This is a genomic window from Streptomyces sp. NBC_01537, assembly GCF_045040445.1.
Lineage (GTDB): Bacteria > Actinomycetota > Actinomycetes > Streptomycetales > Streptomycetaceae > Actinacidiphila.
The window spans coordinates 8,824,914-8,851,630 of sequence record NZ_CP109392.1 but is presented as its reverse complement, the minus strand read 5'-3'; the positions used below and the strand labels follow the sequence as shown (position 1 = coordinate 8,851,630).

Below are 26,717 nucleotides of genomic sequence, written 5' to 3'. Positions count from 1 at the left end.
CCCGGTCACACCACCCGGGAGGCGCCGCCATCGGCACGGGGGGCGGTGGCGAGGTGCGCGCCGACCCGCTTGACGAGGAGGGCCATTTCGTAGGCGACCTGGCCCACGTCGGAGTCGGAGTCGGTGAGCACCGCGAGGCAGCTGCCGTCACCGGCGGCGGTGACGAAGAGGAAGGCCTCGTCCAGCTCGACCATGGTCTGGCGGACCGAGCCGGCGTCGAAGTGCCGGCCGACGCCCTTGGCGAGGCTGTGGAAGCCGGAGGCCACGGCGGCGAGGTGTTCGGCGTCCTCGCGGGAGAGGCCTTCGGAGGCTCCGGTGGCCAGTCCGTCGCCGGAGAGGACCAGGGCCTTGCGTATGCTCGCCACCCGGCTCACCAGGTCGTCCAGAAGCCAGCTCAGCTCGCGGGTCGCGCTCGATGGTGCGGTCATGGACCGTTCCCCTCCGTGATGGATCTTGGTGCGTTGTCGCCCGTAGGTGCAGGTCGGGCATCGTCTGTGGCTGCTCGTGCAACGTCCGGGGGGTCCTCGGAGTGCCGCCGGCCGCGCTGCCATCCGCGCTGGATCGAGGACATCCTCGCCCTGATCTCCTCGGGGGTGCGCTCGGGCGAGCCGCCCCCGGGTGTCCCGGGTGCCTCCGGGGCGGCGGGCCGCTCGGTCTCGCCGGTGCTGTCGGTGCGCAACTGCGGGGCCAGGCTGGCCTGCCGGACGCGGCGGGGCAGGCTCTGGGGCGCGGGGCCCGAGGGGGCGGGCGGGCCGGAGAGGGCGGCGGGGCCGGATGCCTGGCGCGGGACCTCCGCCAGGGAGCGGCCGTTCTCGGCGACCAGCACCGGGGGGCGGCGTCGGCGCGGCAGTACGGAGAGCTCGTCCGGATCGCCGGATGCCCCGGCGGGGAGGGCGTGCCGCGGCTGCGGCTGCGTTGCGGGAGCCGGGGCCGGGGCCGGGGTGCGGCGGTGCTCCCGGGGAGGCTCGTGCTGCTCGTCCCGGTCCGGCGTCAGGCCCCACTGCCGGAAGCTGTGCTCGGTCGTGCGGCTCCGTACGTCCTCGTCCTCGTCCGTGAGGTCGCCCAGCGCCTTCGCCAGCTCCAGTTCGCCGATGCGGACCTCCCCGGTGTCCGCGGCGCCCTCGGCGAGCAGCACCGACGGGATCAGGACGACGGCGGTGGTTCCGCCGTACGGGGATGGGCGCAGGGAGACACGTACGCCCTGGCGCTGGGCGAGCCGGCTGACCACGAACAGGCCGAGGCGGTCGGTGTCGGACAGCTCGAACTCGGGGGTCTCGGCGAGCCGGAGGTTGGCTTCGAGCATGGCGTCGGGGGTCAGTCCGAGGCCGCGGTCGTCGACCTCCAGGGCGAAGCCGTTGCTGACCGGTTCGCCGTGCACCTGGACGGTGGTGTGCGGGGGCGAGAACACCGTGGCGTTCTCGACGAGTTCGGCGATGAGATGGGTGAGGTCGGCGACGGCGGGCCCGGTGACGGCGAGCCGGGGCAGCCTGCGCACCTCGACCCGCTCGTAGTCCTCGACCTCGGCGACCGCCGCGCGCACGACGTCCATGAGCTGGACGGGCTTGCGCCACTGCCGGGACGGGACGGCGCCGGAGAGGATGACCAGGCCCTCGGCGTGGCGCCGCATGCGCGTGGTCATGTGGTCCAGGCGGAAGAGGTCGCCGAGTTCGCGCGGATCCTCGGTACGCCGTTCCATGGCGTCCAGGAGGGTGAGCTGACGGTGGAGCAGCACCTGGCTGCGGCGGGCGAGGTTGACGAAGACCTCGGAAACGCCCTTGCGCATGTCGGCCTGTCGCACGGCGGCCTCGACTGCCGCCCGTTGCAGGGTGTTCAGCGCCTTGCCGACCTGGCCGACCTCGTCCGGGGAGTACTCCAGGCGCGGCGCCTCGGTCTCGACGTCCACCTCCTCACCGGCCGCGAGCCTGCGCATGACGCGGGGCAGCCGGGTGCCGGAGACCTCCTGGGCGTCCTTGCGCAAACGGGACAGGTCGCGGATGAGGCCGCGGCCGATGCGCACGGAGACGATGACCGTGGCGATGACCGCGATCAGGCCGAGACCGCCGGCGGCAGCTGCCTGGATCATCAGACGGACGGCGAACGGCTCGACGCGGTCCTTCTGCACATCGCGGGCCTGGTCGCCGATCTCGTCGAGGTCGGTGAGCGCGGTGGAGGCGCTCTTCTGCCAGGCGGCCCGGTCAGCCGCGCGCGGCGCTCCGGCGGCGCCGGCCGCGACCACCTTGTCCTCGGCGGTCTTCAGTGCCTGGCCGTCGGTGCCGTTCCAGAAGTCGTCGAACAGGGACCGTTCCTCGGCGCCGAGGCGGTCGAGGTTGTCCCGGTAGTACGCCCGCTGCTCGGCGACGGCGTAGGTGAAGGCGAGCTGCTCCTGTGCGCTGGTGCGGCCGGCGGTGATGGCGGCCGCCATCAGGGCGTCCTCGCGGCTGATGTCCTCGGTGGCCTGCACGACGCTGGTCAGGGCGCGGATCTGCCGGTCGATGTCGATGTTCTGCATCGTGTTGATCGAGGCGAGGAATCCGTAGCCGGGCTCGACCGTCGCGTTGTACGCCTCGTAGGCGTCGATGCGCTCGATGGTGCCGTCGACGACCTTGCTGCGCAGGGCGTCCAGCGTCCCGAAGCCCTTGGCGACGAGATCGAGACGGCGCTTGGACTCCGAACTGAGATTGGACCGGTTGTCCGACGACGCGGCCTGGGTGTTCAGCAGGTCGACGGCCTTGTCGGTGGTGCTCTCCCGGCTCAGCAGCGCGGTTCGGGCGTCGGAGCGACGGGGATCGGCCAGGAAGACCAGCGCTGCGCGGCGCTCCCGCTGCACGGCCCCGATGGCGTCCTCCACGGGGTGGGCGAGGTTGTCGACGGTCTGCGTGACGCCGAGCATGCCCCACACCTGGCTGCCGGTGAGCGTCGCGGCAAAGGCCCACAGGGCGGTGAGGGACAGCAGCGGAATGAGCAGCAGCGCCACGATCTTCCGCCGGATCGTCGTACCGCGAAAGCGCATGGCCTCCCCAACGTCAACCCCGTTCAAGGGTGGTCTTTTTTCCGTCGTCATTCGTCAATCGACGGCGCGAGCCTACTACTGCACCGCGGCCAACTCGAACGTCCTTGTGCCCCTGTTGTGCGGGGACGATGCGTTTCGGGTGGATGAGGAAATGCCAGGGCTGGCCGAAATGGCACTGTGGCGGGAACTTTCGGAGATCCGCGATCGTGGTGTCTACGTGGCCACCGTGCCGCGATGCGTCCGGAATGACTCCGGATTGGATCGTGCGAAAACGGGCAGCCGACCTTGAGTCGGGCATCACCCGTCCGGCATCGTACGAAATCGGTATGGCGCAGGGAGCAGTATTCATGGACACCGAACCGCGTCTGTCCACACCCGAACCCGGCGATCCTGTCGAGGATGCGCTGGATCGCGACATTCGGGCAGCACGCCGAAGTCACGGACTGTGGATCCAGGAACCGGTCGGCAGGCCCCGGATGCCCGATCCGGTGCGGAATGCGGCCGTCCGGGCAGTACTCATAGCATCGATCACGCTGATCGGGGCGATGGTGGCCGCGCTGGCGGCGGTGGGCGACTCGTGGCTGTCGGCCCCCGCGATGCTGTTCACCGTGATCAGCACCGTGGTCGCCACCTGGGCCGTGCTGGATGTCTGGATCACCCGGCAGGTGTGGAACCAGCGCAACGGGGTTGTCTCCAGCCCCAGCAGCGCGGCGCGCGCCCTGCGCCGCGAGCGGCGGCGCGCCAAGCGCCAGGCCGGCCGTGCGGGGCGCCCCGCACAGCCCCGGCCCGCACAGTCCCGGCCCGACCGGTCCCGGCCGGACGGTCAGCTCTCCGGGGCCTGAGCCCCGCACAACACCCAGCCCTAAGCGGGTTGTTCGGCCGGGCGCTTGAACATCCGGGTGGCGGTGATCTCGCCGTGCACCGGTTCGCTCTCCGGGTCCTGGACCGGCAGGCCCGGCCGCAGGTGCTCCTCGACGCTGATGTACTTCAGGCCCGCGCGCAGGTCCGCGTCATTGCGCAGCCGTACGACCAGCGGGAATTCGGCCAGTGCGGTGGTGTCGAACAGGCCGGTCGTGTAGATCAGCTGGACGCCCAGCGCGTCGGCCACCGCACGCTGCAGCTCCAGCAGATACGTGGCGTTGGCCCGGCCGATGGGATTGTCCAGGAAGAGCGTGCCCGCGTGGCGGTGCCGGTCGCGGCCCCGGTCGTTGCTGCGCAGGGCGGCCATCGTGCAGTAGAGCGCGATAGCGGCGGTGAGCAGCTGGCCGCCGGAGAACACATCGCCCATCTGCCCGACGGGGACGCGCTCGGCGCGCAGCACGGCGTCCGGCTTGAGGATCTCGACCGCGATGCCCTTGGGCTGCAAGGCGGCCGAAACGCCCGCCAGGAGCAGTGACATGCCGTCGCGGCGCAGGTCGGAGTTCTTGCGGACGGCGGCGCGGGTCGCCTCGTCGATCACCTCGCCGAGACGTTCGGTGAGGGTGGCATGGTCCGGGTCCTCGAAGCGGATCCGCAGGAACTCCTGCCCCGACCACTCCCCCAGGCCCTCCGGCAGCCGGGACAGCCGCTGCGCGGAGCGCAGGGTGGTGAGCGAGGACTCGACCAGGCCGCGCAGCCGGTCGACGATGCTGTCGCGGTTGCGCTCCAGCTGCTCCAGCTCATCGGTCAGCACGCGCAGGCGCGGCGCGAAGGCCGCCGACCAGGCGGCGGCGTGCTCGGGCAGTGCGGCGGCGGGCAGTTCGCGGATCTGCTGCCGCGCCGGGGTCTTCACCTGCTCGTAGCGGGCCGCGTTGGCGTGGCGTACGAGAATGTCGGAGGCCTCGCGCAGCTGCGCCTCGGCGGCGGAGAGATCGGCGGCGCAGCCGCGCAGGCCCCGGCGGGCCTCGGCGGCAGCGGTGCGGGCTTCCTCCAAGGAGCCGGAGTACGGCTCCGGTTCCTGCTCGTCGTCCTGCGCGCTGTGCTGTGCGCCGTCGCGGAGCAGGTCGCGCAGGAGGGCGGCCAGTTCGTCGAAACCGCCGGCGGCGTCCTCGGAGGAGCGGTGGGCGCGGACCAGGGTCGCGTGCTCGGTGCGGGCCAGCTCCAATGCGTCGGTGCGCGTGGCGAGTTCGGTGTTGGCGCCGCGCAGCAGCTCCTGGGCGTGTTCGGCGTCGCGCGGGACCAGGTCCTCGGGCAGGTCGGTGTGTGTCTCGCCGTTGGCGGGCGCGTGGCGCTCGGACTCGCCGCGCAGGCGGCCCAGTTGCTCGCTGGCGGTTGAGGCGCGGGACTCGATGGTCTGCACGAGCTGTTCGGCCCGTGCGGCGGCGGCCTGCCGGGACGGGCCGTCGGCGCCGTCCGGGCCCTGGAGGAGCTGGGCGGCGCGGGTACGGACCTTGTTGCTGAGGCGCTCCAGTTCGGCCAGCGCCGAGTTCTCGGAGCTCTCGGCGCGGGCCTGTTCGGCGCGCAGGTCGGCGCCGACGCCCACCTTCTCGTAGACCTGGGAGGCGGCCCGGTAGGCCTCGCGCAGGGCGGGCAGCGATTCGGCCGAGGGCGCGCCGTTCTCGTGGCCGGCAGCCTCGTCCGGCGCCCCGGCGATCTCGGAGCGCTCGGCGCGCAGCACGCGCGCGGTGCGCCTGGCGTCGTCGGCGCCGCGCTGCGCGGCGCGGCGGTCCTCGTCCGCGGCCCGGGCCATTGCCAGGCACATCTCGGCGCGGGTCTCGGCCTCCGCGGCGTCCTCGGCCAGCTCGCGCGTGCGGCGCTGCCAGTTGGCGCGCTCCCGCAGCCGGAAGGCCAGGCCCGCGAGGGCGTCGGCCGCACGGCGGGCCTGCTGGGCGCTCTCCTGGCGGGCGTCGCGGACCTTCGCGGCCTCCGCCGATGTCTCCTCCGCCTCCGCGCGGGCCGCGCGGGCGGTGGTGAGCTCCTCGCGCGCGGTGCGGGCGGTCTCCCGGGCGGCGTCCACGGCTTCGGCCAGCTCGGTGAGCCTGCCCGGCGGGCAGCCGGTACGCCACGAGGCCAGGCGGGCGGCCAGGGTGCGGTCGTGGGTGAGCCGGGCGGCGAGGGTGCGGATCTCCTCCTCGCGGGCGGTGGCGCGGGTTCGCAGGGCCTGGCGTTCGCCGTCGGCCGCCTGCTCGTCGTGCATGGCCGGGTTCGGCGGTACGAGGAAGACTTCCCGCTCGGCGTCGGTCGCCGGCGGCGGGGCCAGCAGCGCCGCCGCCGTGCCCACCGCCACGGTGGAGCGGGGCAGCAGCGCGGCCTGGGCGAGCACTTCGCGGGCGCGGGCGTGGGTGCCCGGGTCGGTGACCACGACGCCGTCGACCAGTTCGGGGCGGGCGGCCAGCACGGCGGCGTGGTCGGCGGGGGGCACGGCCTGGGCGAGGTAGCGCCAGCCGGGCAGGGCGGGGATGCCGTGCTCGCCGAGGTACTCGACGGTGGCCAGCACGTCGGGGCCGGGCGGGAGCAGCCCGCCGTCGCCGAGGGCGCCGAGGATGCGGGCGTCGTCGGCGGCGGACGTACGCAGCTCGAACAGCTGCCGCTCGGCGGAGGCGACGGCCGCGTCCAGCAGCTCACGCAACGGATCGGCGGCGGCGTCGAGTTCGAGGGGGCCGGTCGCGGGGAGGCTCAGCAGCTCGGCGAGCCGGGGCTCGGCCGCGAGCGCCTCGGCGACCCGGGACTCGGCCGAGTGGGCGGACTCGGCGGCGGCGAGGGCGTCGGCCGCGCGGGCGGCGGCGAGCTGGGCCCGGGAGTCCTCGTCGGCGGCCTCGCGGGCGGTGTCGGCGGCGCGGCGGGCGGCCTCGCGGGCGGTCTCGGCGGCGGCCGTGGCGGCCCGCTCGGCGTCGGAGGCTTCGAGGGCGGCGCGGGCCGGGTCGGCGTCGGGGGCGGTGTCGTCGAGCCAGCCGGCCCGTACGGCCTCCGCGGTCTCCTGCTCGACCTCCGCCAGGCGCTGGCCGAGGTGGCCGGCCTCGCTGCGGGCGCGCTGCGCGCCGGTCGCGGCGGCGGTCGCGTCGCGGTGGGCGGCCTCGGACTGCTCCTGGAGCCCGGCCGAGCGCTCCTCCTCGGCGTCGGCCTGCGCGTCCGCGTCGTCGGCGGCGGCGTGCAGGGCACGTACGAGGTCGCCGGCCGCCTTCGTGCGGGCGGCCAGCGCCGGGGCGGCGTCGCGCTCGGCGTCGCGGATGGCGGTGGTGACGCGGGCGAGGCGGTCGGCGGCGGCGCGGTGGCGCAGCACGGTCTCGGCGGCCTGCCAGGCGGAGTGCAGGGTGCGGGCGTCGCCCAGCTCGCGCTTGAGCCCGGCGGCGCCCTTGTCGGCGGCGGCCAGGGCTAGGGACGCGTGGCGGTAGGCGAGTTCGGCGGCGACCAGCGCGCTGCGGCCCTGGGCCTGCTCGGCGTCGGTGACGGCGTGGGCGGCGGTCGCCATGCTCTGGGCGAGCTCGGTGGCGCGGCCGCGCTCCTCCTTGACCCGGGCGGACAGTCTGCGGGCCAGTGCGCGAGTGCGGCGTTCGGACTGGGTGTGCACGCCGCGCGCCTGCTCGCGGGCGGCGGCGGTGTCCACGATGCGCTGGAGGAGCTCGAGCGAGCCGGCGGTGAAGTCGCGTTCGGCGGTGAGCTCGGAGCGGCGGCCGAGCTTTCCGGCGAAGCCGTGCACGAGGTCGGCGAGGCCGTCGGTGTCCCGGGTGTCGGTGACCGCGCGCAGGAGCAGGTCGGTGAAGTCGGAGTCCTTCTTGACCGCGAAGAGGCCGGCGGCCTCGCCCTCGTCGGCGTTCATCTCCCGCTGGTAGCGGAACAGTTCGGGGTCCAGGCCCAGCTCGCCGAGGTGCTCGTTCCAGCGGTCGTGGATCTCCTCCCACACCACGTCGAGGTGGGTGTAGAACTTCCCGGCATCGGTGATCGCGTCCCGGAACCCCTTCATCGTGCGGCGGCGGCCGCACGCGCCGGAGGCGCCTTCGACGGGCGGCCGCACCGCGCTGGACTCGGCGACCGGGAGGGAGTCCAGGCTCAGACCCGGCCCCGGGCGGAAGGAGTACCAGGCCTCGGCGAACTTGCGCGGGTCGGAGGAGACCTGGCGACCCCGCCACTCGCTGACCTTGCCGACGACGACCAGCTCGCCGGTGACCGTGTGCTGCCACTCCAGGGCGACATGCCCGCAGTCGTCGGCCAGCAGGAACTTGCGCAGCACGCCGGAACTCGCGCCGCCGAGCGTGTTGCGGTGACCCGGCAGCATGACCGAGAAAATCAGCTTGAGCAGGACGGACTTGCCGCCGCCGTTCTCCAGGAAGAGCACCCCTGCCGGGGCCGGGCGGCGCGGCGGCCCGGTCGGCTCGTCCTCGAAGAACTCGGCCTGCGCAGGTGCGGGTTGCGGCACCGGCTCGCCGACTCCGCGCAGGTCCAGGACGGTGTCGGCATAGCGCGCACCGGCAGGCCCGATGGAGTAGAGGCGGACCCGGGACAGCTCGTACATGGCGGCGGCTCTCGTGATTCGGTCTGGGCGTTCTGTGGGAGTTCTAGGAGTGGAAAGGCAGGCCCGCGTCGGCGGCGAGGTCGATCGCCTCCGCGTCGTCCGGTGGCAGGAGGGTCGCGGACCCGTCGGTGACCGGGACCACGCCGAGTTCCAGCAGCTCGGCCATGGCCGCGTTGCCCGCCATGTCGCGTACCTGCAGCTGGTAGCGGGCGGTGGTCCGGTACGTGCCTCCGGCCTCGTCGCCGGTGCGCTGCAGGAAGCCGGAGTCCACGAGGAACGCGACCGCCTTGCCGACGATGCCCGTCGTCGACCCCGCGAGGCGGCGGGCGTCCTTGGTCGCGCCGGTCGCGCTGCGGCGTACGTACACCCGCCAGGCGGCCTCAAGGCCGGGCGCGTCGCTGGCCGGGTCGGTGTTCTCGCCCTGGGCGTCGGCTGTCTCCTCCAGACGGCGGCAGGCCTGCCGCACGAAGGCGTCGACGCCGTTGACCGTGATCCGGCCGATGTAGCCGTCGTCGGCGAGGTCCTCCGGGCGGGGGAAGGCCATGGCGGCGGTGGCGAGGTGTGCGAGGCCGTGCAGGAAGCGGTCGCCGGCGTCGGAGGCCGCGCGGCGTGAGTAGTCGCCCATGCGGACCGCGAAGACGGAGTCCTCGGCCGCGGCCACGGCCATGCCGGCGCGGGGCGAGACCTCCAGGACGACGAGGCCGAGGCCTGCGGCGACGGCGTCGGCGAGTCGGGCGAACGGGGGGTCCTCGCGGTGGCGGCGGATGAGCTCGGCGTATTCCGCGTCACGGGCGGGGAGGAGCTTGGGCTGCAGGCCGAAGGAGACGAGGCGGGCTGCGTCCGCGGCGTCGGCCGCGGTGACGCTGCCGCTGGCGGAGGCGGAAGCTGTGTCCGGCAGCGCCGGGGCGGCTTCCGCTTCGCGGTGGTCGGTCACTGCCTTGTCTCCTCGGTACGTGTCGAAACCGGGGCTCCGCCCCGGACCCCGGTCCTCAAACGCCGGACGGGCTGAAGACGGACGGGCTGACATCACGACGCCTCCGCACGGTCGGCGGCCATGCCCACCGCGTCCAGTCGCGCCGTCCCCACGATCAGGTCCGCTCCGCCGAACTCGATGTCGTCCAGCTGCGTCCCGTCGTCCACGGCGAACAGCAGCCGCTGCTCGCCCTGCCGGTAGGCCGTGCCGACGGGCGGGCTCGCCGCGTGCACAGCCAGCAGGGCAACCAGATATGGCAGTTCGGGGTCCGTCCGCCGCGCTTCCGCCAGCAGTCCGGAGAGCCGGCGTGGGGCGTCGTGCGGGAGGTCGAGCAGTGCGAGGGCGGAGTCGAGCTGTTCGTCGCTGAAGCGGCTGTCGTCCGGGGTGGCGACGAGGTCGGGTTCGGGCATTTCGACGCCGAGGTGTTCGCGCTCGACGGGAGGGGTGAGGAGGCCGTCGACGAGGTCGGCGAGGCGGACGGAGACAGGGGTGCGCAGGCCGGTGCCGCGGGCGAAGAAGGCGTCGGTGACGCGGGTGGCGTGCTCGACGGGGAGCGGGAGGACGGGGGCGACGAGGTGGCCGTAGAGGTCGAGGCCGGACCTGGCCGGGGGCGCGGCGAAGGACTGGCGGTCCTGTTCGGCGCGGAAGAGGGGGCCGGCTTCGAGGAGGCGGGACTGGAGCTGGGTGTGGCGGCGGATGCAGTCCTTGACGATGTCGACGAGCTCGGCCGCGCGGCGCTTGTTGTCGGGCTCCTCGGCTTCGTCCCGGGCCTTGCGGATGTTGGTGAGGATCGCGTTCTCGTGGCGGTAGCGGTCGGCGACATGGTCGAGGGCCTCGTCGATCATGTCGGGGACCGTACGCAGCCAGTCGACGGCCCGGACGTTGCGCCGGGTGGCCTCCAGGGCGCGGCGCAGGCTCCCGGCGTACTGGACGGTGCGGTAGCGGGCCTGTTCGGCGGCGAGCTGGGCGTCGGCGAGGCGGCCGCGGGCGACCAGGACCTCGAGCTTGACCTCGGCGGCGATCTGGGCGCTGGTGACGTCGGTGTCGAGGGCTCCGACGAGGACGTTGACGGCTTCGTCGGTGGTGCGCAGGTAGATGCTGCCGCCGGGGCCGGCCACCTCCTCGATGAGCTTGAAGTCGTAGTCGCGCCGGACGTAGGCGCCGTCGGGGCCGAAGGTGCCGTAGACGGCGCGGAAGCCGCGGTCGACGCTGCCGACGTTGATCAGGTTCTCCAGGACCCAGCGGGCGACGCGCTCGTGCTCGGCGGGGTCGCGGCGCGGGGCCTGTGCGGCGACGCGCGGGAGGAGGCGGTGGACTATCTGGTCGTGGTCGGCGCCGGTGTCGAAGTCCATGTTGAGCGTGACCAGGTCGATGGCGGCGAGGGCGACCTCGGCCATCGCGTACACCCCGTACTCGCCCGCGAGGTTGGCCTTGCGCGCGTCGAGGTCGTGCAGCGGCGCGGTGCAGGCCAGAGCCTTGAGGCGGCGGGCCAGGCCCTCGTCGGCGGCCGGGCCGGGGGCGGGGCGGGCAGCGCTGCCGTGCTGGTGGGGGACGGTAACGGTCACGACGCACAGGTTATGCGGTCGCACTGACAACGACCCAAACGGCACGTTTGGACAGGTCAGCCGGGTCAGCCGTTCCGGCCCGCGTAGCGCTGGACGAGCTGGCGCTCCGAGTCGTCCAGGTAGGCGGCCAGCAGACGTGCGGCACCGGGCGCGTCGCCCTCCTGGAGGGTGCGCAGGATCTGCTGGTTGCGGTCGACGTAGGGCTCGTGGAAGGCGCGCGGATCGGCCATCACGTGGAACACCAGTCGGAGTTCGGCCAATATGCCACGCATCAGCTCATCGGTGCGCGGGCTGCCGGCCAGCGCCACGATCGCCTTGTGGAAGCCGATGTTGGCGGTGCCGACATCGCGCCAGCGCCCTTCCTGGGCCGCCTTGCGGCCGTCGTCGACCGCCTGTTCCAGGGCTTCCAGAGAGTAGGGCGGCTGCCCGAGGGAGCGCAGGGCGGCGCCTTCGATGAGCCGGCGGACCCGGTAGATGTCCTGGAGATCCTCGGTCTCCAGGACGCGTACGAAGACGCCCCGGTTGAGCTCGTGGACGACCAGCCGCTCGTGGGTGAGCAGCCGGAACGCCTCGCGCAGGGTGTTGCGGGAGACCTTCAGGGCCCCGCCGAGGGCATCCTCGGGAAGCCGTTCGCCGGGCGGGAAGAGTCCTTCGGTGATGCCGTCGCGCAGGACGCGCGCGGTCCACTCCGCGACGCTGGTGCGCTCCTGCCGCGAGCTGGCTTCCCGGAGCCTGTCGAGCACGTCCTCGTTGTCGCCCACTGCTTCCTTCTTCGCGCCGCTGCCTGTTGTCCGGAATTCAATCGCAGAAACGAGAACGAAACAACATGGGTATTGCCGGATCGTTCAACAATCCCCTACCTTGATGCTCGCACCGCTTCTCCACCGTCCTCTGAGCCGCACCCTCCACCGCTTGCGAGGTGCCCATGAGCACGACTCCCGTCACCACATCCCCGGCCGACGGCATCGACGAAGACCCCGGCCCCTTCGACTGGTTCCGCACGCTCGGCCCGCGCGGCCGCCGCGCCTTCGCCGGCGCGTTCGGCGGCTATGCCCTGGATTCGTACGATTTCTTCACGCTGCCGCTGAGCATGGTCGCCATCGCGGCGTACTTCGGGCTCAACACCGGCCAGACCGGCCTGCTGGCCACCGTCACCCTGGTCGTCTCCGCTGTGGGCGGCGCCGTCGCCGGCGTGCTCGCCGACCGCATCGGCCGCGTCAAGGCGCTGATGATCACGGTCGCCACCTACGCCTTCTTCACCGTCCTGTGCGGCTTCGCGCCCACGTACGAGTCGCTCCTGGTCCTGCGCGGTCTCCAGGGGCTGGGCTTCGGCGGCGAATGGGCGGTGGGCGCGATCCTGGTCGCCGAGTACGCCTCCGCCAAACACCGCGGGCGCACGCTGGCTTTCGTCCAGAGCTCCTGGGCGGTCGGCTGGGCCCTCGCGGTGGTCGTCAACACCACGGTCTTCGAGCTGCTCGACCCCGGCACGGCCTGGCGCGTGATGTTCTGGACCGGCGCACTGCCCGCGCTGCTCGTGCTGTACGTACGCAAGAACGTCCAGGACGCGCCCGATGCCGCCGCCAAGCGGCTCACCGGCCCCCGCAGGAATCCCCTTGCCTCGTTCTCCGAGATCTTCAAGCCCGGGCTCGCCAAGACCACCTTCTTCGCCGCGCTGCTGGCCACCGGTGTGCAGGGCGGCTACTACACCCTCGCCACCTGGGTCCCGGCCTATCTCAAGACCGAGCGCGGGCTGACGGTGGTCGGCACCGGCGGCTATCTGACCGTCCTCATCTCGGGCGCGTTCTGCGGCTATCTGACCGGCGGGTTCCTCACCGACCGGCTGGGCCGGAAGCGGACCATCGCCCTGTTCGCGGTCCTGTCCGCCGCCTGCGTCCTCGCCTTCACCCACCTGCCCTCCGGGGCGAACGGCATTCTGCTGGCGCTGAGTTTCCCGCTCGGCTTCTGCATGTCGGCCATCTTCAGCGGCTTCGGCTCCTTCCTCAGCGAGCTCTACCCGACCGCCGTGCGCGGCACCGGACAGGGCTTCACCTACAACCTGGGCCGCGGTGTCGGCGCCTTCTTCCCCGCCCTGGTCGGCTTCATGGCCGGGAGCTGGGGCGTGGGCGGGGCCCTGGTGTTCGGCGCCATCGGCTACGGGATCGCCCTCATCGCCCTGCTCGGGCTGCCGGAGACCCGCGGCCGCGAACTGGTCTGACCGCCTCGCACGTTCAACGCACAGGGAAGGACACCATGACCGTCAGCGACCGGCCCGCGACCACGAGCCCCGGCCAGGCACGCGAGCGCTTCCGCGCGGGCCTGTCGACCCCCACCGCCGGGTGGGCACCGGGCTACACCCAGGCCAACCTCATCTCCGTGCCCGTCGACTGGGCCGAGGAGGTACTGCTCTTCTGCCGCCGCAACCCCAAGCCCTGCCCCGTGCTCGACGTAACCCGCCCCGGCTCCTGGACCACGCCCCTGGCACCCGGCGCCGACCTGCGCACCGACATCCCGCGCTACCGCGTCTGGGAGAACGGCGAACTCGTCGACGAGCCCACGGACGCGACCGCCCACTGGCGGGACGACCTGGTCTCCCTCCTGATCGGGTGCAGCTTCACCTTCGAATCCGCCCTTGCGCACGCCGGCGTCCCGCTGCGCCACGCCGAGCAGGGCCGCAACGTCGCGATGTACGTGACGAATCGTCAGTGCCGCCCCGCCGGGCGCCTCAGCGGGCCGCTCGTCGTCTCCATGCGCCCCGTCCCCGACACCCTGGTCGCCACCGCCCGCCGGGTCAGCGGAACCATGCCGGACGTCCATGGCAGCCCCATCCACACCGGCGACCCCGCGGCCCTGGGCATCCGCTCCCTCGCCCGCCCGGACTTCGGCGACCCCGTGAACCCCGAACCCGGTGACGTGCCCATGTTCTGGGCCTGTGGGGTCACCTTGCAGGCCGCCGTGATGACCTCGCGGCCGCCGTTCGCGATCACGCACGCGCCTGGCCAGATGCTGGTCACCGACGTACGTGACGAGGAGTACCGCGTGGCAGGCTGATTCCCTCACCATTGGGCCGACGGCCACCCGGGATCTGCGGCCGACGCAGGCGGGTGAGCCAAAGCCGAGCGGCCGCTGTCGAAAAGGAGACGCGCGCAGGGAGCGAGGTACGAGCGACCGAGCACGTCGACTGTCGACAGTGGCTGAGCGAAGCGGAGGCGAACTCGCCTCAAAGAAAAGGTCGCTGTCGACAGTGGCTGAGCGAAGCGGAGGCGAACTCGCCTCCAAGAAAAGAAGAAGGAGCTCCACCGCATGTCCGAGCCCGAGCCGCTCATCGACCTCAACGCCGATCTCGGCGAAGGCTTCGGCCGCTGGCGGCTGACCGACGACGAGGCGCTGCTCTCGGTCGTGACCAGCGCGAATGTCGCCTGTGGCTTCCACGCCGGGGATGCCGCGACGATGCGCCGGGTCTGCGCACTCGCGGCAGAGCGCGGTGTGGCGATCGGGGCCCAGGTCTCGTACCGGGATCTGGCCGGTTTCGGGCGGCGGTCGATGGACGTGCCGCCGGACGAGCTGGCCGCGGAGGTCGCGTACCAGATCGGGGCGCTGGAGGTCTTCGCCCGGGCGGCAGGTGCGCGCGTGACGTATGTGAAGCCGCACGGCGCGCTGTACAACCGCGCCGTGCACGACGAGGAGCAGGCCGCCGCCGTGGTCGAGGGGGTGCTGCTGGCCGGAGAGAACCTGCCCGTCCTCGGGCTGCCGGGCTCGCGGCTGCACGAGGCCGCGGGGAAGGCCGGGCTGCCGGTGGTGGCGGAGGCGTTCGCCGACCGCGCCTACACCGCCGCCGGGACGCTGGTGTCCCGGCGCGAGGAGGGCTCGGTGGTCACCGACCCGGATGCCGTGGTCGAGCGGTCGGTCGGCATCGCCAGGTCCGGGCAGGTGGTCTCGCACTGCGGACAGCGGATCGCCATACGGGCCAGGTCGCTGTGCCTGCACGGCGACACCGCCGGCGCCGCCGGGCTCGCCCGCCGGGTGCGGTCGGGTCTGGAGGCGGCGGGCGTACGGGTGGAGGCCTTCGCGTGAGGCCGCTGCCGGTCGGTGAGGACGCGCTGCTGGTCGAGTGCGCCTCGGGGGAGGAAGCGGGGGCGCTGCACGCCGAGCTGCTGCGGCGGCGTTCCGAGGGGACGCTGACGGGGGTTACGGAGATCGTGCCGGCCGCGCGGACCGTGCTGCTGCGCGGGCTGACGGAACCGCGCCGCTTCGCCACGCTGCTTGCGCAGTGGGACATTCCACCGATGCCGCCCGCCATGCGCGAGACGGTCGAGATCCCCGTACGTTACGACGGGCCGGATCTGGCCGAGGTGGCCTCGATGTGGGGCGTGACGACCGGGGAGGTCGCCCGGATCCACTCGCAGGCGCGGTTCAGGGTCGCCTTCTGCGGCTTCGCGCCCGGCTTCGGCTATCTGACGGGCCTGCCCGAGCGGTACGCCGTGCCGCGAATGGCCACGCCGAGGACCGCCGTCCCGGCGGGCTCGGTCGGACTGGCGGGGGCTTACACCGGGATCTACCCGCGCTCCTCGCCCGGCGGCTGGCAGCTGATCGGGACGACCGACGCCGTGCTGTGGGACCCGGCCAGGGAGCCCGCGGCACTGCTCGCGCCGGGGACGCCGGTGCGGTTCGTGGCGGACGGTGCGCTGTGACGGACCGTGCGCTGGTGGTCGTACGGGCGGGCGCCCTGACGACCGTGCAGGATCTCGGGCGGCCCGGGCACGCGCATGTGGGGGTACCGGGCTCCGGGGCGCTGGACCGGCCGGCGAGCGCGCTGGCGAACCGGCTGGTGGGCAACGGCATCGAGGCCGCCGTTCTGGAGACCACGCTGAACGGCTGTGCGGTACGCACCCGTTGCGCGGTGACCGTGGCGGTGACCGGGGCTCCCTGCGCGGTGACCGTCGGCGGGCGGCCCACGGCCTGGGGTGCGCCGGTGACGGTACCCGCCGGTGCGGTGGTGGAGGTGGGGCCCGCTGTGCGCGGGGTGCGCGCCTATGTCGCGTTCAGCGGGGGCGTGGCCGTGGACCCGGTGCTGGGCAGCCGGTCGACCGACCTGCTGTCCGGACTGGGCCCGGCGCCGCTGGCCGACGGGGCGGTGCTGCCGCTGGGGGAGGCTTCCGGGGCGCCCGGGCGGGTCGATGTGGCTCCAGCTCCGGGACCGGCGGACGAGCTGGTGCTGCACGTGCTGCTCGGGCCGCGCGACGACTGGTTCACCAAGGCCGCCCTGCGCATGCTGGCCGTCGGCGCCTACCGCGTGGCGTCCGCCAGCAACCGCATCGGCCTGCGCACGGAGGGGCCGGCGCTGGAGCGGGCGCGGCATGACGAACTGCCCAGCGAAGGAATGGTCCTGGGCGCTGTCCAGGTGCCGCCGGACGGGCGGCCGGTGGTGTTCCTGGCCGACCATCCGACGACCGGCGGGTATCCGGTGGTCGGCGTCGTACGGGGACGGGACCTGGCGGGGGCGGCGCAGGCGGTGCCGGGGACTCCGGTGCGGTTCGTGCCGGTGCCGGTGCGGCGGTAGGGCGCGCGGGTCCGGTGGGTGGTTGCGGGGGCGTTGGCGGCCTGCGGGCCGGTGGCCGTTTGTGCCCACCCTCCCCCACAGCTTCGCGTGGGGGGACCCCCACCTCGCTGCGCTCGCCTTGCGGAACGCCTGCCCACAAACGGCCGCTAGTTCCGCGATCCGTAACCCCCGCCGCCCGGTGTGGCCACCACCAGGACGTCGCCCGGGCCGACCTCCGCCATGTCGCACCCGCCCAGTGAGGTGACCGTGCCGTCGGCGCGCTCGATCGCGTTCGTGCCGAGGGCGCCGGGGCCGCCTCCGGCCATGCCGTACGGCGGGACGCGGCGGTGGCTGGTCAGGAGGGCGACGGTCATGGGTTCGAGGAAGCGGATGCGGCGGACGACGCCGTGGCCGCCGCGCCAGTGGCCGGGGCCGCCGCTGCTGTCGCGGATGGAGAAGCTGTCGACGCGGACGGGGTAGCGCCATTCGAGGACTTCGGGGTCGGTGAGGCGGGAGTTGGTCATGTGGGTCTGGACGGCGTCGGCGCCGTCGAAGCCGTCACCGGCGCCGGAACCGCTGGCGACGGTCTCGTAGTACTGCACGCGCGCGTTGCCGAAGGTGACGTTGTTCATCGTGCCGGAGCCTTCGGCCTGGACGCCGAGGGCCGCGTAGAGGGCGCCGGTGACGGCCTGAGAGGTTTCGACGTTGCCGGCCACGGTCGCGGCGGGGAAGGCCGGGGCGAGCATGGAGCCTGCGGGGATGCGGACTTCCAGGGGTTTGAGGCAGCCGGAGTTGAGGGGGATGTCGTCGGCGACGAGGGTGCGGAAGACGTAGAGGACTGCGGCCATGACCACGGACTGGGGGGCGTTGAAGTTGCCGTCCTGCTGGGGTGAGGTGCCGGTGAAATCGAGAACCGCGCTGCGCGTGTCGTGGTTCACCGTCACGGAGACACGGATGACGGCGCCGTTGTCGGTCTCGTAGGAGTACGAGCTGTCGGTGAGGGTGGCGATGATGCGGCGTACGGACTCCTCGGCGTTGTCCTGGACGTGCCGCATGTAGGCGTGAACGACGTCGAGCCCGAACTCCTCGGTCATGCGGGCGAGTTCACTGATGCCCTTTTCGTTGGCGGCGATCTGGGCGCGCAGGTCGGCGAGGTTGGACTCGGGGTCGCGGGAGGGATATGCGGCGCCGGTGAGGAGTGCTCGGGTCTCGGCCTCGCGCATGCGGCCGTCGCGGACGAGGAGCCAGTTGTCGAAGAGGACGCCTTCCTCGTGGATCGTGCGGCTGAAGGCGGGCATGGAGCCGGGGGTGAGGCCGCCGATCTCGGCGTGGTGGCCGCGGGAGGCGACGAGGAAGAGGAGCTGTTCCCCCTTTTCGTCGAAGACCGGGCTGACGACGGTGACATCGGGCAGGTGGGTGCCCCCGTGGTACGGGTCGTTGATCGCGTAGACGTCGCCGGGGCGCAGGCGGCCGTCGTTGCGGCGCAGCACCTCTTTGATGGATTCACCCATCGAGCCGAGATGGACGGGGATGTGGGGCGCGTTGGCGATGAGGTTGCCCTCGGCGTCGAAGAGGGCGCAGGAGAAGTCCAGCCGCTCCTTGATGTTGACGGAGTGGGCGGTGTTCTCCAGGCGCACGCCCATCTGCTCGGCCACCGCCATGAAGAGGTTGTTGAACACCTCCAGCAGCACCGGGTCGACGTCCGTCCCGACCGCGGTCCTGCTCGGACGGGGCCGGATCCGGGTGAGCAGCAGGTGGCCGTGTTCGCCTGCCGCCGCCTGCCAGCCGGGCTCGACGACGGTGGTGGCATCGGGCTCGGCGATGATCGCGGGGCCGTCGACGGTGTCGCCGGTGCGCAGGTCGTCGCGCAAATGGAGGCCGGCCTGCTGCGGGCGGCCCTCGGCGAACATGCGCACGTCGGCGACGGGGGCCGAATCGCCCTTGCGCGGGACGCGTTCGACGGTGTGCCGCCCCGGCGGGCCCGCCGCGCCGACGGCTTCGACCGACACGGCCTCGACGACGAGCGGCTTGTCCATGGTGAAGGCGTAACGCGTCCGATGAGCCTCTTCGAAGGCCGTTCTCATCGCGTCGGCGGTGCCCAGCGCCACCGGGAGGCTGGAGTCGGTACCCGCGTAGCGCAGATGGACCCGGGCGACCGTCTCGACCGTGTCGCCCGGGACGCCGTCGTCGTGGAGCTGGGCTCGGGCCTGCTCGGCGAGGTCGGCGGCCGTCTCGCGCACCAGCGGCAGGTTCTCGTCGCGGAGTTCGGCCTCCACGGACCGCTCGCGCATCGCGGTGGCGTCGGCGAGCCCGATGCCGTACGCGGACAGGACGCCGGCCAGCGGCGGGACGATGACGGTGTCGACGGACAGGGCGTCGGCGACGGCGCAGGCGTGCTGGCCGCCGGCACCGCCGAAGCTGGTCAGGGCGTAGCGGGTGATGTCGTAGCCGCGCTGGACGGAGATCTTCTTGACGGCGTTGGCCATGTTGAGGACGGCGATCTCCAGGAACCCGGCGGCGACCTCCTCGGGGGTGCGGTCGTCGCCGGTGGCCCGGGCGAGGCGGGCGAATCCGTCGTGTACGGCCTGCACGTCGAGGGGCTGGTCGCCGCCGGGGCCGAACACGGCGGGGAAATGCTCGGGCTGGACGCGGCCGAGCATGACATTGGCGTCGGTGACGGTCAGCGGGCCGCCGCGCCGGTAGCAGGCGGGCCCGGGGACGGCGCCGGCGGAGTCGGGGCCGACGCGGTAGCGCTGGCCGTCGAAGTGGAGGACGGAGCCGCCGCCGGCGGCGACGGTGTGGATGTTCATCGTGGGGGCGCGCATGCGCACGCCGGCCACCTGGGTGCCGTAGACCCGCTCCAGCTCGCCGGCGTAGTGCGACACGTCGGTGGAGGTGCCGCCCATGTCGAAACCGATGACCCGTTCGTATCCGGCCTGTCCGGAGGTGCGGGCCATGCCGACCACTCCCCCGGCCGGGCCGGACAGTACGGCGTCCTTGCCGCGGAAGTGACCGGCCTCGCGCAGGCCGCCGTTGGACTGCATGAACATCAGCCGGACGCCGTGCAGTTCCTTGGCGACCTCGTCGACGTACCTGCGCAGGATGGGTGAGAGGTAGGCGTCCACGACGGTGGTGTCGCCGCGCGGGATGAGCTTGATGAGCGGGCTGACCTCGTGGGAGCAGCTGATCTGGGTGAAGCCGAGGTCGCGGGCGGCCTGCGCAAGGGCCTGTTCGTGCTCGGGGTGGCGGTAGGCGTGCATCAGGGCGATGGCGGCGCTGGTGATACCGGCGTCGCGGGCGGCACGCAGCGCCCGGTCGGCGGCGTCGAGGTCGAGGGGGCGGACGATGCCGCCGTGTGCGTCGCGGCGTTCGGGGATCTCGGCGACCCGCTCGTACAGGGCCTCGGGCAGGAGAATCCGGCGGTCGAACAGGCGGGGGCGGTTCTGGTAGGCGATGCGCAGGGCGTCGCGGAAGCCCTGCGTGACGACGAGGAGGGTGGGTTCGCCCTTGCGTTCGAGCAGGGCGTTGGTGGCGACCGTGGTGCCCATCTTGACGGCGGAGATGCGGTCGGCGGGGATCGGGTCCGCAGGGCCCAGGCCCAGCACGCGGCGGATCCCGGCGACGGGCGCGTCGTTGTAGCGCTCCGGGTCGTGTGACAGCAGCTTGGCGGTCACCAGGCGGCCGTCCGGCCTTCTGCCCACGACGTCGGTGAAGGTGCCGCCGCGGTCGACCCAGAACTCCCAGAGTCCGGTTGGTCCAGTGAGTTCCGTCTGTCCGGTGAGTCCGGTCATGAGGCCATTATGGACTTCAGGCGGCCTCCAACCGGTCGTACGTGGACAGGTCGAGCGAGGCGATCGCCCGTACGGTCGCGCGGTGAGCGCCCAGCTCCAGCGCGGTGACCGTGCCCGAGGCCTGGTGGCGGCACTCGGTCACGGCCAGGCGCAGCAGATCGGGGAGCAGGTCCGTACAGCGGTCCCACACCCACCTGGTGCCGCGGGTCGCCATCCAGTACGCGCTGGCCGCGCGGCCGGGCCCGGGGCCGTCGGGGGTGACGGACGGCGGCTCGCCGCCCACCAGGCCGGCTGTGGCGAGAAGCGTGTGGAACTCCCTGGCAAGGAGCCGGTGGCCCAGTTCGCTGGGGTGCAGCTTGTCGGCGCTCCAGGACGCGCGGTCCAGGACCCAGGGGTGGTGGGCGGTGTGCAGATGCACGGCCCCGTAGTGGTCCGACAGCGCGTGCACGACGTGGTTGAGCGCGCGCATGCGGCGGCCGAGCGGCCGGGCCAGCGGCCAGGGCAGCCCGAGCATCCGGCCCGGGTCCGGCAGACAGGCCGTCAGCAGTTCGGCGCCCTGCGCGCGCAGGGCGCCGAAGACCGAGTCGAGGCGGTGGGCGACCGCCTCGATGTCGAAGGAGCCACGCAGCGTGTCGTTGGCCCCGACCACGACCGAGGCGAGGTGCGGGCGGTGGCTGAGCGCCTCGGTGAGCTGCTCCCCCGCCACATCGGCGGTGAGGGCGCCGCTGCGCGAGCAGTTGAGCAGCAGCGCGCCCTGTGGATCGGCTGCGAGCCCGCGCGCCAGCAGGGCCGCCCAGCCGCGCCACTCGCCGCCGGGGAGAGGGTCGCCTAGGCCTGCGGTCAGCGAGTCGCCGAGGGCGGCGAACCGCAGCGGTGTCATCTCGCGCTCCCGTGGGCGGTGAGCCGCGGGGCGGCGTGGTGGGCGGTGAGGAAGGCCTCGACGGCGGCGGGCCACCCGTACCGCTCGGCCTGGGCGCGGGCGACGGCCCGGCGGATCTGCTCGGGGCGGGCGAGAAGGTACTGGACGGCTTCGGCGAAGGCGGCGCCGTCGTCGGTGGCCGCGGTGCCGGCCGGGCCGACGATGTCGGGGAGGGCGGACAGGGCGCTGACGACGACGGGGGTGCCGCACGCAAGCGCTTCGAGGGCGGCCAGGCCGAAGGTCTCGACCGGACCGGGGGCGAGCACGACATCGGCGGTGGCCTGCAGCGCGGAGAGCCGGTCGCGGTCGGCGACATGGCCGAGGAAGGTGACGGGCAGCCCGGTGGCCCGCGCCCGCTCCTCCAGCCGGGCCCGCATCGGCCCCTCCCCGACCACCACGAGCGCCGCGTCGACGCCCCTGGCCCGCAGCTGCGCCAGGGCGTCCAGGGCGCGTCCTGGCCGCTTCTCCGGCGACAGCCGGGAGCACATCGCCAGCATCACCTCGGCCCCGCAGGCGTATCGCGCGCGCAGCGCGTCGTCCCGGTGGGCCGGGTGGCAGCGGTCGAGGTCCACGCCGAGCGGGGCGTGCACGACGTTGCGGGCCCCGATCCGCTCGAACTCGGCGGCCGCCCAGCCGGTGGTGCAGACGATGCGCGAATACGCATGCGCACTGCGCCTGTTGAGTCGGTCGGCGGCGGCCTGCGCGAGCCCGGTCGGCATGCCCCAGGTACGCAGCACTCCGTCCACGCTCTCGTGGGAGACCATCACGGCCGGCACGCGCCGCCTGCGCGCCCACTCCCCCGTCCAGCGCAGCGTCGTACGGTCGGAGACCTCCAGCCGGTCCGGGGCGAGCGACTCCAGGAGCCGTTCGACGGGGCCCCGGACCGACAGGACCCGGTAGCCGCCGGTGCCTGCCACCAGCGGGCCGGGCAGGGTGATGACCCGCCCCTGGTCGGTGCGCTCGTCGCGGGCCTGCGGCCCGGGGACGATCAGTATCGGCTCGTGCCCGGCGGCGAGGTAGCCCGCGCCGAGGTGACGCAGCGCGGTGCGCAGGCCGCCGGAGACGGGGGTGACGAAGTTGGCGAGCCGCACGATGCGCAGGCCGCTGCTCATGCGGCCACCGCCGTCCGGGCGTACAGAACCTGCTCGTAGTGGTCCAGGAGCAGGTCGCCGACCGCCTGCCAGGTGCGGCCTTCCACCGCCGCGCGCCCGGCCCGGCCGAACTCCTCGCGCAGCCCCGGGGCACCGGCCAGCAGCCGCACCGCTCCGGCGACCGCGTCCGCGTCGCCGGGCGGCACGAGCAGGCCGGTGCGTCCGTGGTCGACCAGGTCCAGGGGTCCGCCGGCGGCCGGCGCGATGACCGGCAGTCCGCTGGCCATCGCCTCCTGCACGGTCTGGCAGAAGGTCTCGAAGGGGCCGGTGTGCGCGAACACGTCCAGCGACGCGTAGATCCGGGCCAGCTCCGAGCCGGTGCGCCGGCCCAGGAACACCGCCCCCGGGAGCGCCTCGCGCAGCGCGGGCGCGCTCGGCCCGTCGCCGACCACGACCAGCCGCACACCGGACAGCGCGCTCACGCCGCTGAGCAGCTCGACGTGCTTCTCCGGGGCGAGCCGGCCGATGTAGCCGACCAGGATCTCGCCGTTCGGCGCGAGCTCCGCGCGCAGCGCGTGGTCGCGGTGCGCGGGCTGGAAGCGTACGGAGTCCACGCCCCTCGGCCACAGGTGCACGCGCGGGATGCCGTGCGCTTCGAGGTCCCGCAGCGAGGCGCTGGAGGGTGCCAGGGTGCGGTCGGCGGCCGCGTGGACCGTACGGATCCGGCGCCAGGCCGTGGACTCGCCGAGGCTGAGATAGGTGCGGGCATAGCCGGCGAGGTCGGTCTGGTAGACCGCCACGGCCGGGATGTGCTGGCGGGTCGCGGCGGCCATGCCGCGTACGCCCAGGACGAAGGGGCTGGCCAGGTGGACGAGGTCCGCCCGGTGCGCGGCGATCGCCGCGGCGGTGCGGCGGCTCGGCAGCGCCACCCGCACCTGCGGGTAGCCGGGCAGCGGGAGGGAGGCGACACGGACGACGGGGCAGGGGTCGTTGCCCGGGGGTGGGTCCTGCGGGCCCGCGGGTGCGATGACGAGCGGGTCGTGGCCGCGGGCGGCGAGGTGCTCGGCGGTGCGCAGGGCACAGTGGGCTACGCCGTTGACGTCGGGAGGGAAGGATTCGGTGACGATGGCTATGCGCATACCGATGTTGTCGGCTGCGCGGACGTGATCCTGGCCACGTCGATCTTTCCGGTGGGGGAACGCGTCATGAGCGTTCGCCTTTGCGGCGCCTTTGCCGTGCCCGGACCGGTGGGGTAGCGCTACCCCGCCAGGCGGCCCCGGACCGCGGTCTGTACCTCGGCTTCCTCGGCCGGGTCGGCGGCGAGGCGGCGGAGTTGTGCGAGGACGCGGACGTCGGCGGTGGCGACGTGATGGGCGGCGAGGCCCCTGGTGGTCTCCTCGCAGTCCCAGAGGCATTCGACGGCGAAGCCGGAGGGGAAGGAGGGGTCGGTGGAGGCGAGGGCCTGGGCCGCGATGCCACGGAGCTGGGAGGAGGAGGTCTCGCGGTAGACGTGGCGCAGGACGGGGGCGGCGCACTGAATGGAGAGCCGTCCGGTGCCTTCGACCAGGGCGGCCAGGCCGTCGGCGTCGGCGCCGTCGCGCTGGACGAGCCTGCGCAGGGCGCCGAGGACCCGCTCGGAGTCCTGGGTGCCGCCGCGGCAGGCGAGCATGCGCGCGGCGGCGGAGCCGAGGGCGTCCTCTCGCGGGGACCACGCGCGGGCACGGGTGAGGGCGGCGATGCTGCGCATGCGCTCGAAGGATTCGAGGGCGGCGCGGGCGACGAGCTCGTCGGGGCTGTCGGCGGCGGCCTCGATGAGGTCGAGGACGCCGGGGTCCTGCCGGTCGGCGAGGTGGCGCAGGGCGGCGGCGCGGGCGGCGGCGGGGCCGCGCAGGGCGGCCTCCAGCAGCTCGGCGCGGTCCTCCGGGCCTGCGACGGCGGCCAGACAGCGCGCGGCGGGGGCATCGCGGTGCTGGGCGGGGTGCTGGTCGAGGCCCTGCTGAGCCCAGTCCAGGACGGCGCGCACGCTCCACCCGGGGGTGGGACCGGCGGGCCGCAGCTGCCGCTGCCAGCGGTCGAACGAGGTCTGCTCGGTGGCCTTGCGCACCCGCTCCGCGACGGCCGGGTCCGGGTGCTCGGACCACAGGCGCCAGGGCCGGGGTTCGTACGCCTCGCGCACGGCTTCGGCGAGCTGCCCGTCACCCTCGGGCGTGACCGGGAAGCGGGCGAGCACGGCGGGGCCGAGCGAGCACAGGGACTCGTCGTCGTCCCGAACGGCGAGTTCGTCGAGGGCCCATTCCCAGGAGCCGCCCACCTCGGCGTAGCGGCGCAGCAGGTGCAGCGCGTCGCGGCGGCCGTAGCCGGCGAGGTGGCCGAGGACGGACAGGGCGAGGCCGCAGCGGTGCTCGTCGGTGATCAGCAGATCGTCCGGGTGGAAGAGGTGTTGTTCGATTCCGTCGAGGGGTCCCTCGAGCTCGGAGTAGAGCCGCGCGTAATAGAGGGAGCGGGACTCCACGCGCCAGTCGTGGCGGGGGTCACGCAGGACGCAGCTCTCCAGGGCCGCGAGCGCGTCGGCTCGCTGCGCCGCGAGGGCGTGCAGGGTCCCGTCTCCGCGTCCTCGCTGGAGGAGGCCGAGAAGGGAACCACTGGGCGCTATGTCGGGATCGAACATGAGGTCAGCATCCGGTGCGGGGGGCAGGACTGGCAACGGGATTTCCGCTGCCGGTTGCGAGGTATCTTCGCAGATCGCCCGGCTCTCAAACTCTTCTCCGGTCAGCGGACCCGCGGATTCCGCCTGAAGGCGCCTGGCATATGCCGGAAGCACCACCGGATCGGGTATCGCGGAAACACTTACAGGGCGTCGCACCCTGTGACACAGTCGTGACTGGCCTTACCGTCGCCCCGGCCGACCGGAGCCCACATCGGAGACACGTTCGGAGAGCGTCATGCCGTCCCATCTGCATGAGGATCATTCCTCCGCCCAGCCACCGCAACCCGGTGCGGTGGAAGCGCTCATCACCCAGGCGCGCCGGCTGCGCGGCGAAGTCGACGCCGTACGCCGCGATTCGGCGACGGCCGCCGACGAGGAGGACCCGCAGCTGCGCTGGCAGCGCGCGCTCTGCGATCTCGCCATGCACCAGCTGGACGACCTGGGCGAGCATCTCGGCCAGCTCCGCGACGGACTCTCCGTTGACGACCAGGCCGCGATCGCCCACCCGGACCCGGCCTCCGAACCGCCCGACGCCCCGGCCGTACAGGCCCTGGGCCGGGCCGGCAGCGCCGAGTGGGACCTGCTGACGGACGCGGTGGACTGGTCCGACGAGCTGTACCGGATCTTCGGACGCGACCCGCAGGACGGCCCGCTGACCCTCGACGAGATGCCCTCCTGGCTGTTCTCCGAGGACCAGCAGACACTGACCGAGGTCGTCACCGGATGCCTGGTGGACGGCAGGCCGATCGACTGCGAATTCCGCATCGTGCGTCCGGACGGCTCCGTGCGCACCGTGCACATGGTGGGCGAGCCGGTGCTCGACTCCACCGGTGGCACCGCCTCCATGTGGGCGGTGCTCCGGGATGTGAGTGAGCTGCGCCGCGGCCAGCGCACGCTGCGCGAGACCCGTGACTCGCTGCAGCGCGAGCGGCAGATCGCGCAGACCGAGCGCCGGCTGGCGGTAGAGCTGCAGGAAGCCGTGCTCCCGCCGTGGCGCGGCTCCCTGCGGTTCCCGCAGGGCGGCGGACCCACCGACATCGACGTGGCGGCCCACTACCTCCCCTCCGGGACCAGCGCCCTGATCGGCGGCGACTGGTACGACGCACTGCCGCTGCCGGACGGCGCCACACTGCTCACCGTCGGCGACCTGACCGGCCACGGGGTCAGCGCGACCTCCGGCATGGCCATGCTGCTCGGCGCACTGCGCGGCATGGCGGTGGCCGGCCTGACGCCGGGCCCCCTGATGGGCTGGCTCAACCAGCTGCTGGACACCTCCGCCCAGCCCGCCCTGGGCAGCGCGCTGTGCTGCCGCTACGACCCGGCGGACCGCACCCTCACCTGGGCCCAGGCAGGACACCCCGCCCCGGTGCTGTTCCGCAACGGGACGGGGCGCGTCCTGGATCCGCCCGAGGGCGTACTGCTCGGCGCGACCTCCGGCGCGCGCTACGCCCAGACCACCGAGCAGCTCGCCCCCGGCGACCTGCTCGTCCTGCACACCGACGGCCTGGTGCCACGCCGCACCGCCTTCACCCCCGCGACGGACACCACTGCGGGCGCGCAGCGTCTGCTCGGTCTGGGCCCGCGGTTCGAGCAGGCCCGTACCGCGCAGGACTGCGTACGGATCGTGGTCGAGGAACTCGGCGCGCCGCAACGCGAGGACGACGCCTGCGTGCTGATCGCCAGGTTCCTGTAGGGCT

General features: G+C 73.4%; 19 protein-coding genes. 8 read left to right on the top strand and 11 right to left on the bottom strand.

Features of this window, described 5'->3' with window-relative positions; all coding sequences use genetic code 11:
- Window positions 1–5: 5 nt before the first annotated feature.
- Both OG607_RS40650 and OG607_RS40645 read right to left on the bottom strand, forming a co-directional pair.
- On the bottom strand, window positions 6–428 hold the full coding sequence (locus tag OG607_RS40650; protein WP_329320714.1) for a roadblock/LC7 domain-containing protein: 423 nt from the start codon (window positions 426–428) through the stop codon (window positions 6–8).
- A complete protein-coding gene (locus OG607_RS40645) occupies window positions 425–3,010 on the bottom strand; it encodes a nitrate- and nitrite sensing domain-containing protein (RefSeq protein ID WP_405734623.1) in 2,586 nt (861 codons plus the stop codon). Before OG607_RS40645 ends, OG607_RS40650 begins: the two co-directional genes overlap by 4 nt.
- On the opposite strand from OG607_RS40645, the gene OG607_RS40640 reads away from it, so the two are divergent.
- Both OG607_RS40640 and OG607_RS40635 read left to right on the top strand, forming a co-directional pair.
- Complete coding sequence (locus OG607_RS40640) at window positions 2,958–3,299, top strand: hypothetical protein (protein ID WP_405737519.1); 342 nt, start codon at window positions 2,958–2,960, stop codon at window positions 3,297–3,299. The two genes, OG607_RS40645 and OG607_RS40640, sit on opposite strands and share 53 nt — an antisense overlap.
- Window positions 3,300–3,357: 58 nt before the next feature.
- Window positions 3,358–3,852 (top strand): hypothetical protein, encoded by a 495-nt coding sequence (locus OG607_RS40635; RefSeq protein WP_405734621.1) that lies wholly within the window; start codon window positions 3,358–3,360, stop codon window positions 3,850–3,852.
- Between the two features lie 20 nt (window positions 3,853–3,872).
- Here the strand turns inward: OG607_RS40635 and OG607_RS40630 are convergent, their stop codons facing one another.
- The 4 genes from OG607_RS40630 to OG607_RS40615 form a co-directional block, all read right to left on the bottom strand.
- Window positions 3,873–8,438 (bottom strand): hypothetical protein, encoded by a 4,566-nt coding sequence (locus OG607_RS40630; protein ID WP_405734619.1) that lies wholly within the window; start codon window positions 8,436–8,438, stop codon window positions 3,873–3,875.
- Between the two features lie 43 nt (window positions 8,439–8,481).
- A complete protein-coding gene (locus tag OG607_RS40625) occupies window positions 8,482–9,372 on the bottom strand; it encodes a hypothetical protein (RefSeq protein WP_405734617.1) in 891 nt (296 codons plus the stop codon).
- 92 nt (window positions 9,373–9,464) lie between these two features.
- Complete coding sequence (locus tag OG607_RS40620; protein ID WP_405734615.1) at window positions 9,465–10,976, bottom strand: hypothetical protein; 1,512 nt, start codon at window positions 10,974–10,976, stop codon at window positions 9,465–9,467.
- A gap of 65 nt (window positions 10,977–11,041) precedes the next feature.
- A complete protein-coding gene (locus tag OG607_RS40615) occupies window positions 11,042–11,737 on the bottom strand; it encodes a GntR family transcriptional regulator (RefSeq protein ID WP_405734614.1) in 696 nt (231 codons plus the stop codon).
- 164 nt (window positions 11,738–11,901) lie between these two features.
- On the opposite strand from OG607_RS40615, the gene OG607_RS40610 reads away from it, so the two are divergent.
- The 5 genes from OG607_RS40610 (at window position 11,902) to OG607_RS40590 (ending at window position 16,533) form a co-directional block, all read left to right on the top strand.
- The gene (locus OG607_RS40610) at window positions 11,902–13,191 is read left to right on the top strand and encodes an MFS transporter (RefSeq protein ID WP_405734612.1); all 1,290 of its coding nucleotides are present in this window, start codon (window positions 11,902–11,904) and stop codon (window positions 13,189–13,191) included.
- A gap of 35 nt (window positions 13,192–13,226) precedes the next feature.
- A complete protein-coding gene (locus OG607_RS40605; RefSeq protein ID WP_405734610.1) occupies window positions 13,227–14,024 on the top strand; it encodes a putative hydro-lyase in 798 nt (265 codons plus the stop codon).
- Between the two features lie 252 nt (window positions 14,025–14,276).
- Window positions 14,277–15,047, top strand: coding sequence for a LamB/YcsF family protein (locus OG607_RS40600; protein ID WP_405734608.1), 771 nt, complete (start codon window positions 14,277–14,279; stop codon window positions 15,045–15,047).
- On the top strand, window positions 15,044–15,664 hold the full coding sequence (pxpB, locus tag OG607_RS40595) for a 5-oxoprolinase subunit PxpB (protein ID WP_405734606.1): 621 nt from the start codon (window positions 15,044–15,046) through the stop codon (window positions 15,662–15,664). The genes OG607_RS40600 and pxpB overlap by 4 nt, the downstream gene beginning before the upstream one ends.
- Entirely contained in the window at window positions 15,661–16,533 is an 873-nt protein-coding gene (locus tag OG607_RS40590) for a biotin-dependent carboxyltransferase family protein (protein ID WP_405734604.1), read from the top strand. Before pxpB ends, OG607_RS40590 begins: the two co-directional genes overlap by 4 nt.
- 146 nt (window positions 16,534–16,679) lie before the next feature.
- Here the strand turns inward: OG607_RS40590 and OG607_RS40585 are convergent, their stop codons facing one another.
- From OG607_RS40585 to OG607_RS40565, 5 genes are all read right to left on the bottom strand, one after another.
- Entirely contained in the window at window positions 16,680–20,303 is a 3,624-nt protein-coding gene (locus tag OG607_RS40585; protein WP_405734602.1) for a hydantoinase B/oxoprolinase family protein, read from the bottom strand.
- Between the two features lie 16 nt (window positions 20,304–20,319).
- The gene (locus OG607_RS40580; RefSeq protein ID WP_405734600.1) at window positions 20,320–21,183 is read right to left on the bottom strand and encodes an SGNH/GDSL hydrolase family protein; all 864 of its coding nucleotides are present in this window, start codon (window positions 21,181–21,183) and stop codon (window positions 20,320–20,322) included.
- On the bottom strand, window positions 21,180–22,334 hold the full coding sequence (locus tag OG607_RS40575; protein WP_405734598.1) for a glycosyltransferase: 1,155 nt from the start codon (window positions 22,332–22,334) through the stop codon (window positions 21,180–21,182). The genes OG607_RS40580 and OG607_RS40575 overlap by 4 nt, the downstream gene beginning before the upstream one ends.
- Window positions 22,331–23,452, bottom strand: coding sequence for a glycosyltransferase family 4 protein (locus OG607_RS40570; protein WP_405734596.1), 1,122 nt, complete (start codon window positions 23,450–23,452; stop codon window positions 22,331–22,333). The genes OG607_RS40575 and OG607_RS40570 overlap by 4 nt, the downstream gene beginning before the upstream one ends.
- Before the next feature lie 119 nt (window positions 23,453–23,571).
- Window positions 23,572–24,981 (bottom strand): HEAT repeat domain-containing protein, encoded by a 1,410-nt coding sequence (locus tag OG607_RS40565; RefSeq protein WP_405734595.1) that lies wholly within the window; start codon window positions 24,979–24,981, stop codon window positions 23,572–23,574.
- Window positions 24,982–25,255: 274 nt separating this feature from the next.
- On the opposite strand from OG607_RS40565, the gene OG607_RS40560 reads away from it, so the two are divergent.
- The gene (locus OG607_RS40560; RefSeq protein WP_405734593.1) at window positions 25,256–26,713 is read left to right on the top strand and encodes a PP2C family protein-serine/threonine phosphatase; all 1,458 of its coding nucleotides are present in this window, start codon (window positions 25,256–25,258) and stop codon (window positions 26,711–26,713) included.
- Window positions 26,714–26,717: the final 4 nt, after the last annotated feature.

Bases quoted from the DNA above. Each gene is read 5' to 3' on its own strand.
- OG607_RS40605 (WP_405734610.1), top strand. From the start codon at position 13,227: ATGACCGTCAGCGACCGGCCCGCGACCACGAGCCCCGGCCAGGCACGC.
- OG607_RS40610 (WP_405734612.1), top strand. From the start codon at position 11,902: ATGAGCACGACTCCCGTCACCACATCCCCGGCCGACGGCATCGACGAA.
- OG607_RS40650 (WP_329320714.1), bottom strand. From the start codon at position 428: ATGACCGCACCATCGAGCGCGACCCGCGAGCTGAGCTGGCTTCTGGAC.
- OG607_RS40635 (WP_405734621.1), top strand. From the start codon at position 3,358: ATGGACACCGAACCGCGTCTGTCCACACCCGAACCCGGCGATCCTGTC.
- OG607_RS40560 (WP_405734593.1), top strand. From the start codon at position 25,256: ATGCCGTCCCATCTGCATGAGGATCATTCCTCCGCCCAGCCACCGCAA.
- OG607_RS40630 (WP_405734619.1), bottom strand. From the start codon at position 8,438: ATGTACGAGCTGTCCCGGGTCCGCCTCTACTCCATCGGGCCTGCCGGT.
- OG607_RS40575 (WP_405734598.1), bottom strand. From the start codon at position 22,334: ATGAGCAGCGGCCTGCGCATCGTGCGGCTCGCCAACTTCGTCACCCCC.
- OG607_RS40570 (WP_405734596.1), bottom strand. From the start codon at position 23,452: ATGCGCATAGCCATCGTCACCGAATCCTTCCCTCCCGACGTCAACGGC.
- OG607_RS40640 (WP_405737519.1), top strand. From the start codon at position 2,958: ATGAGCAGCAGCGCCACGATCTTCCGCCGGATCGTCGTACCGCGAAAG.
- OG607_RS40585 (WP_405734602.1), bottom strand. From the start codon at position 20,303: ATGACCGGACTCACCGGACAGACGGAACTCACTGGACCAACCGGACTC.
- OG607_RS40580 (WP_405734600.1), bottom strand. From the start codon at position 21,183: ATGACACCGCTGCGGTTCGCCGCCCTCGGCGACTCGCTGACCGCAGGC.
- OG607_RS40600 (WP_405734608.1), top strand. From the start codon at position 14,277: ATGTCCGAGCCCGAGCCGCTCATCGACCTCAACGCCGATCTCGGCGAA.
- OG607_RS40645 (WP_405734623.1), bottom strand. From the start codon at position 3,010: ATGCGCTTTCGCGGTACGACGATCCGGCGGAAGATCGTGGCGCTGCTG.
- OG607_RS40565 (WP_405734595.1), bottom strand. From the start codon at position 24,981: ATGTTCGATCCCGACATAGCGCCCAGTGGTTCCCTTCTCGGCCTCCTC.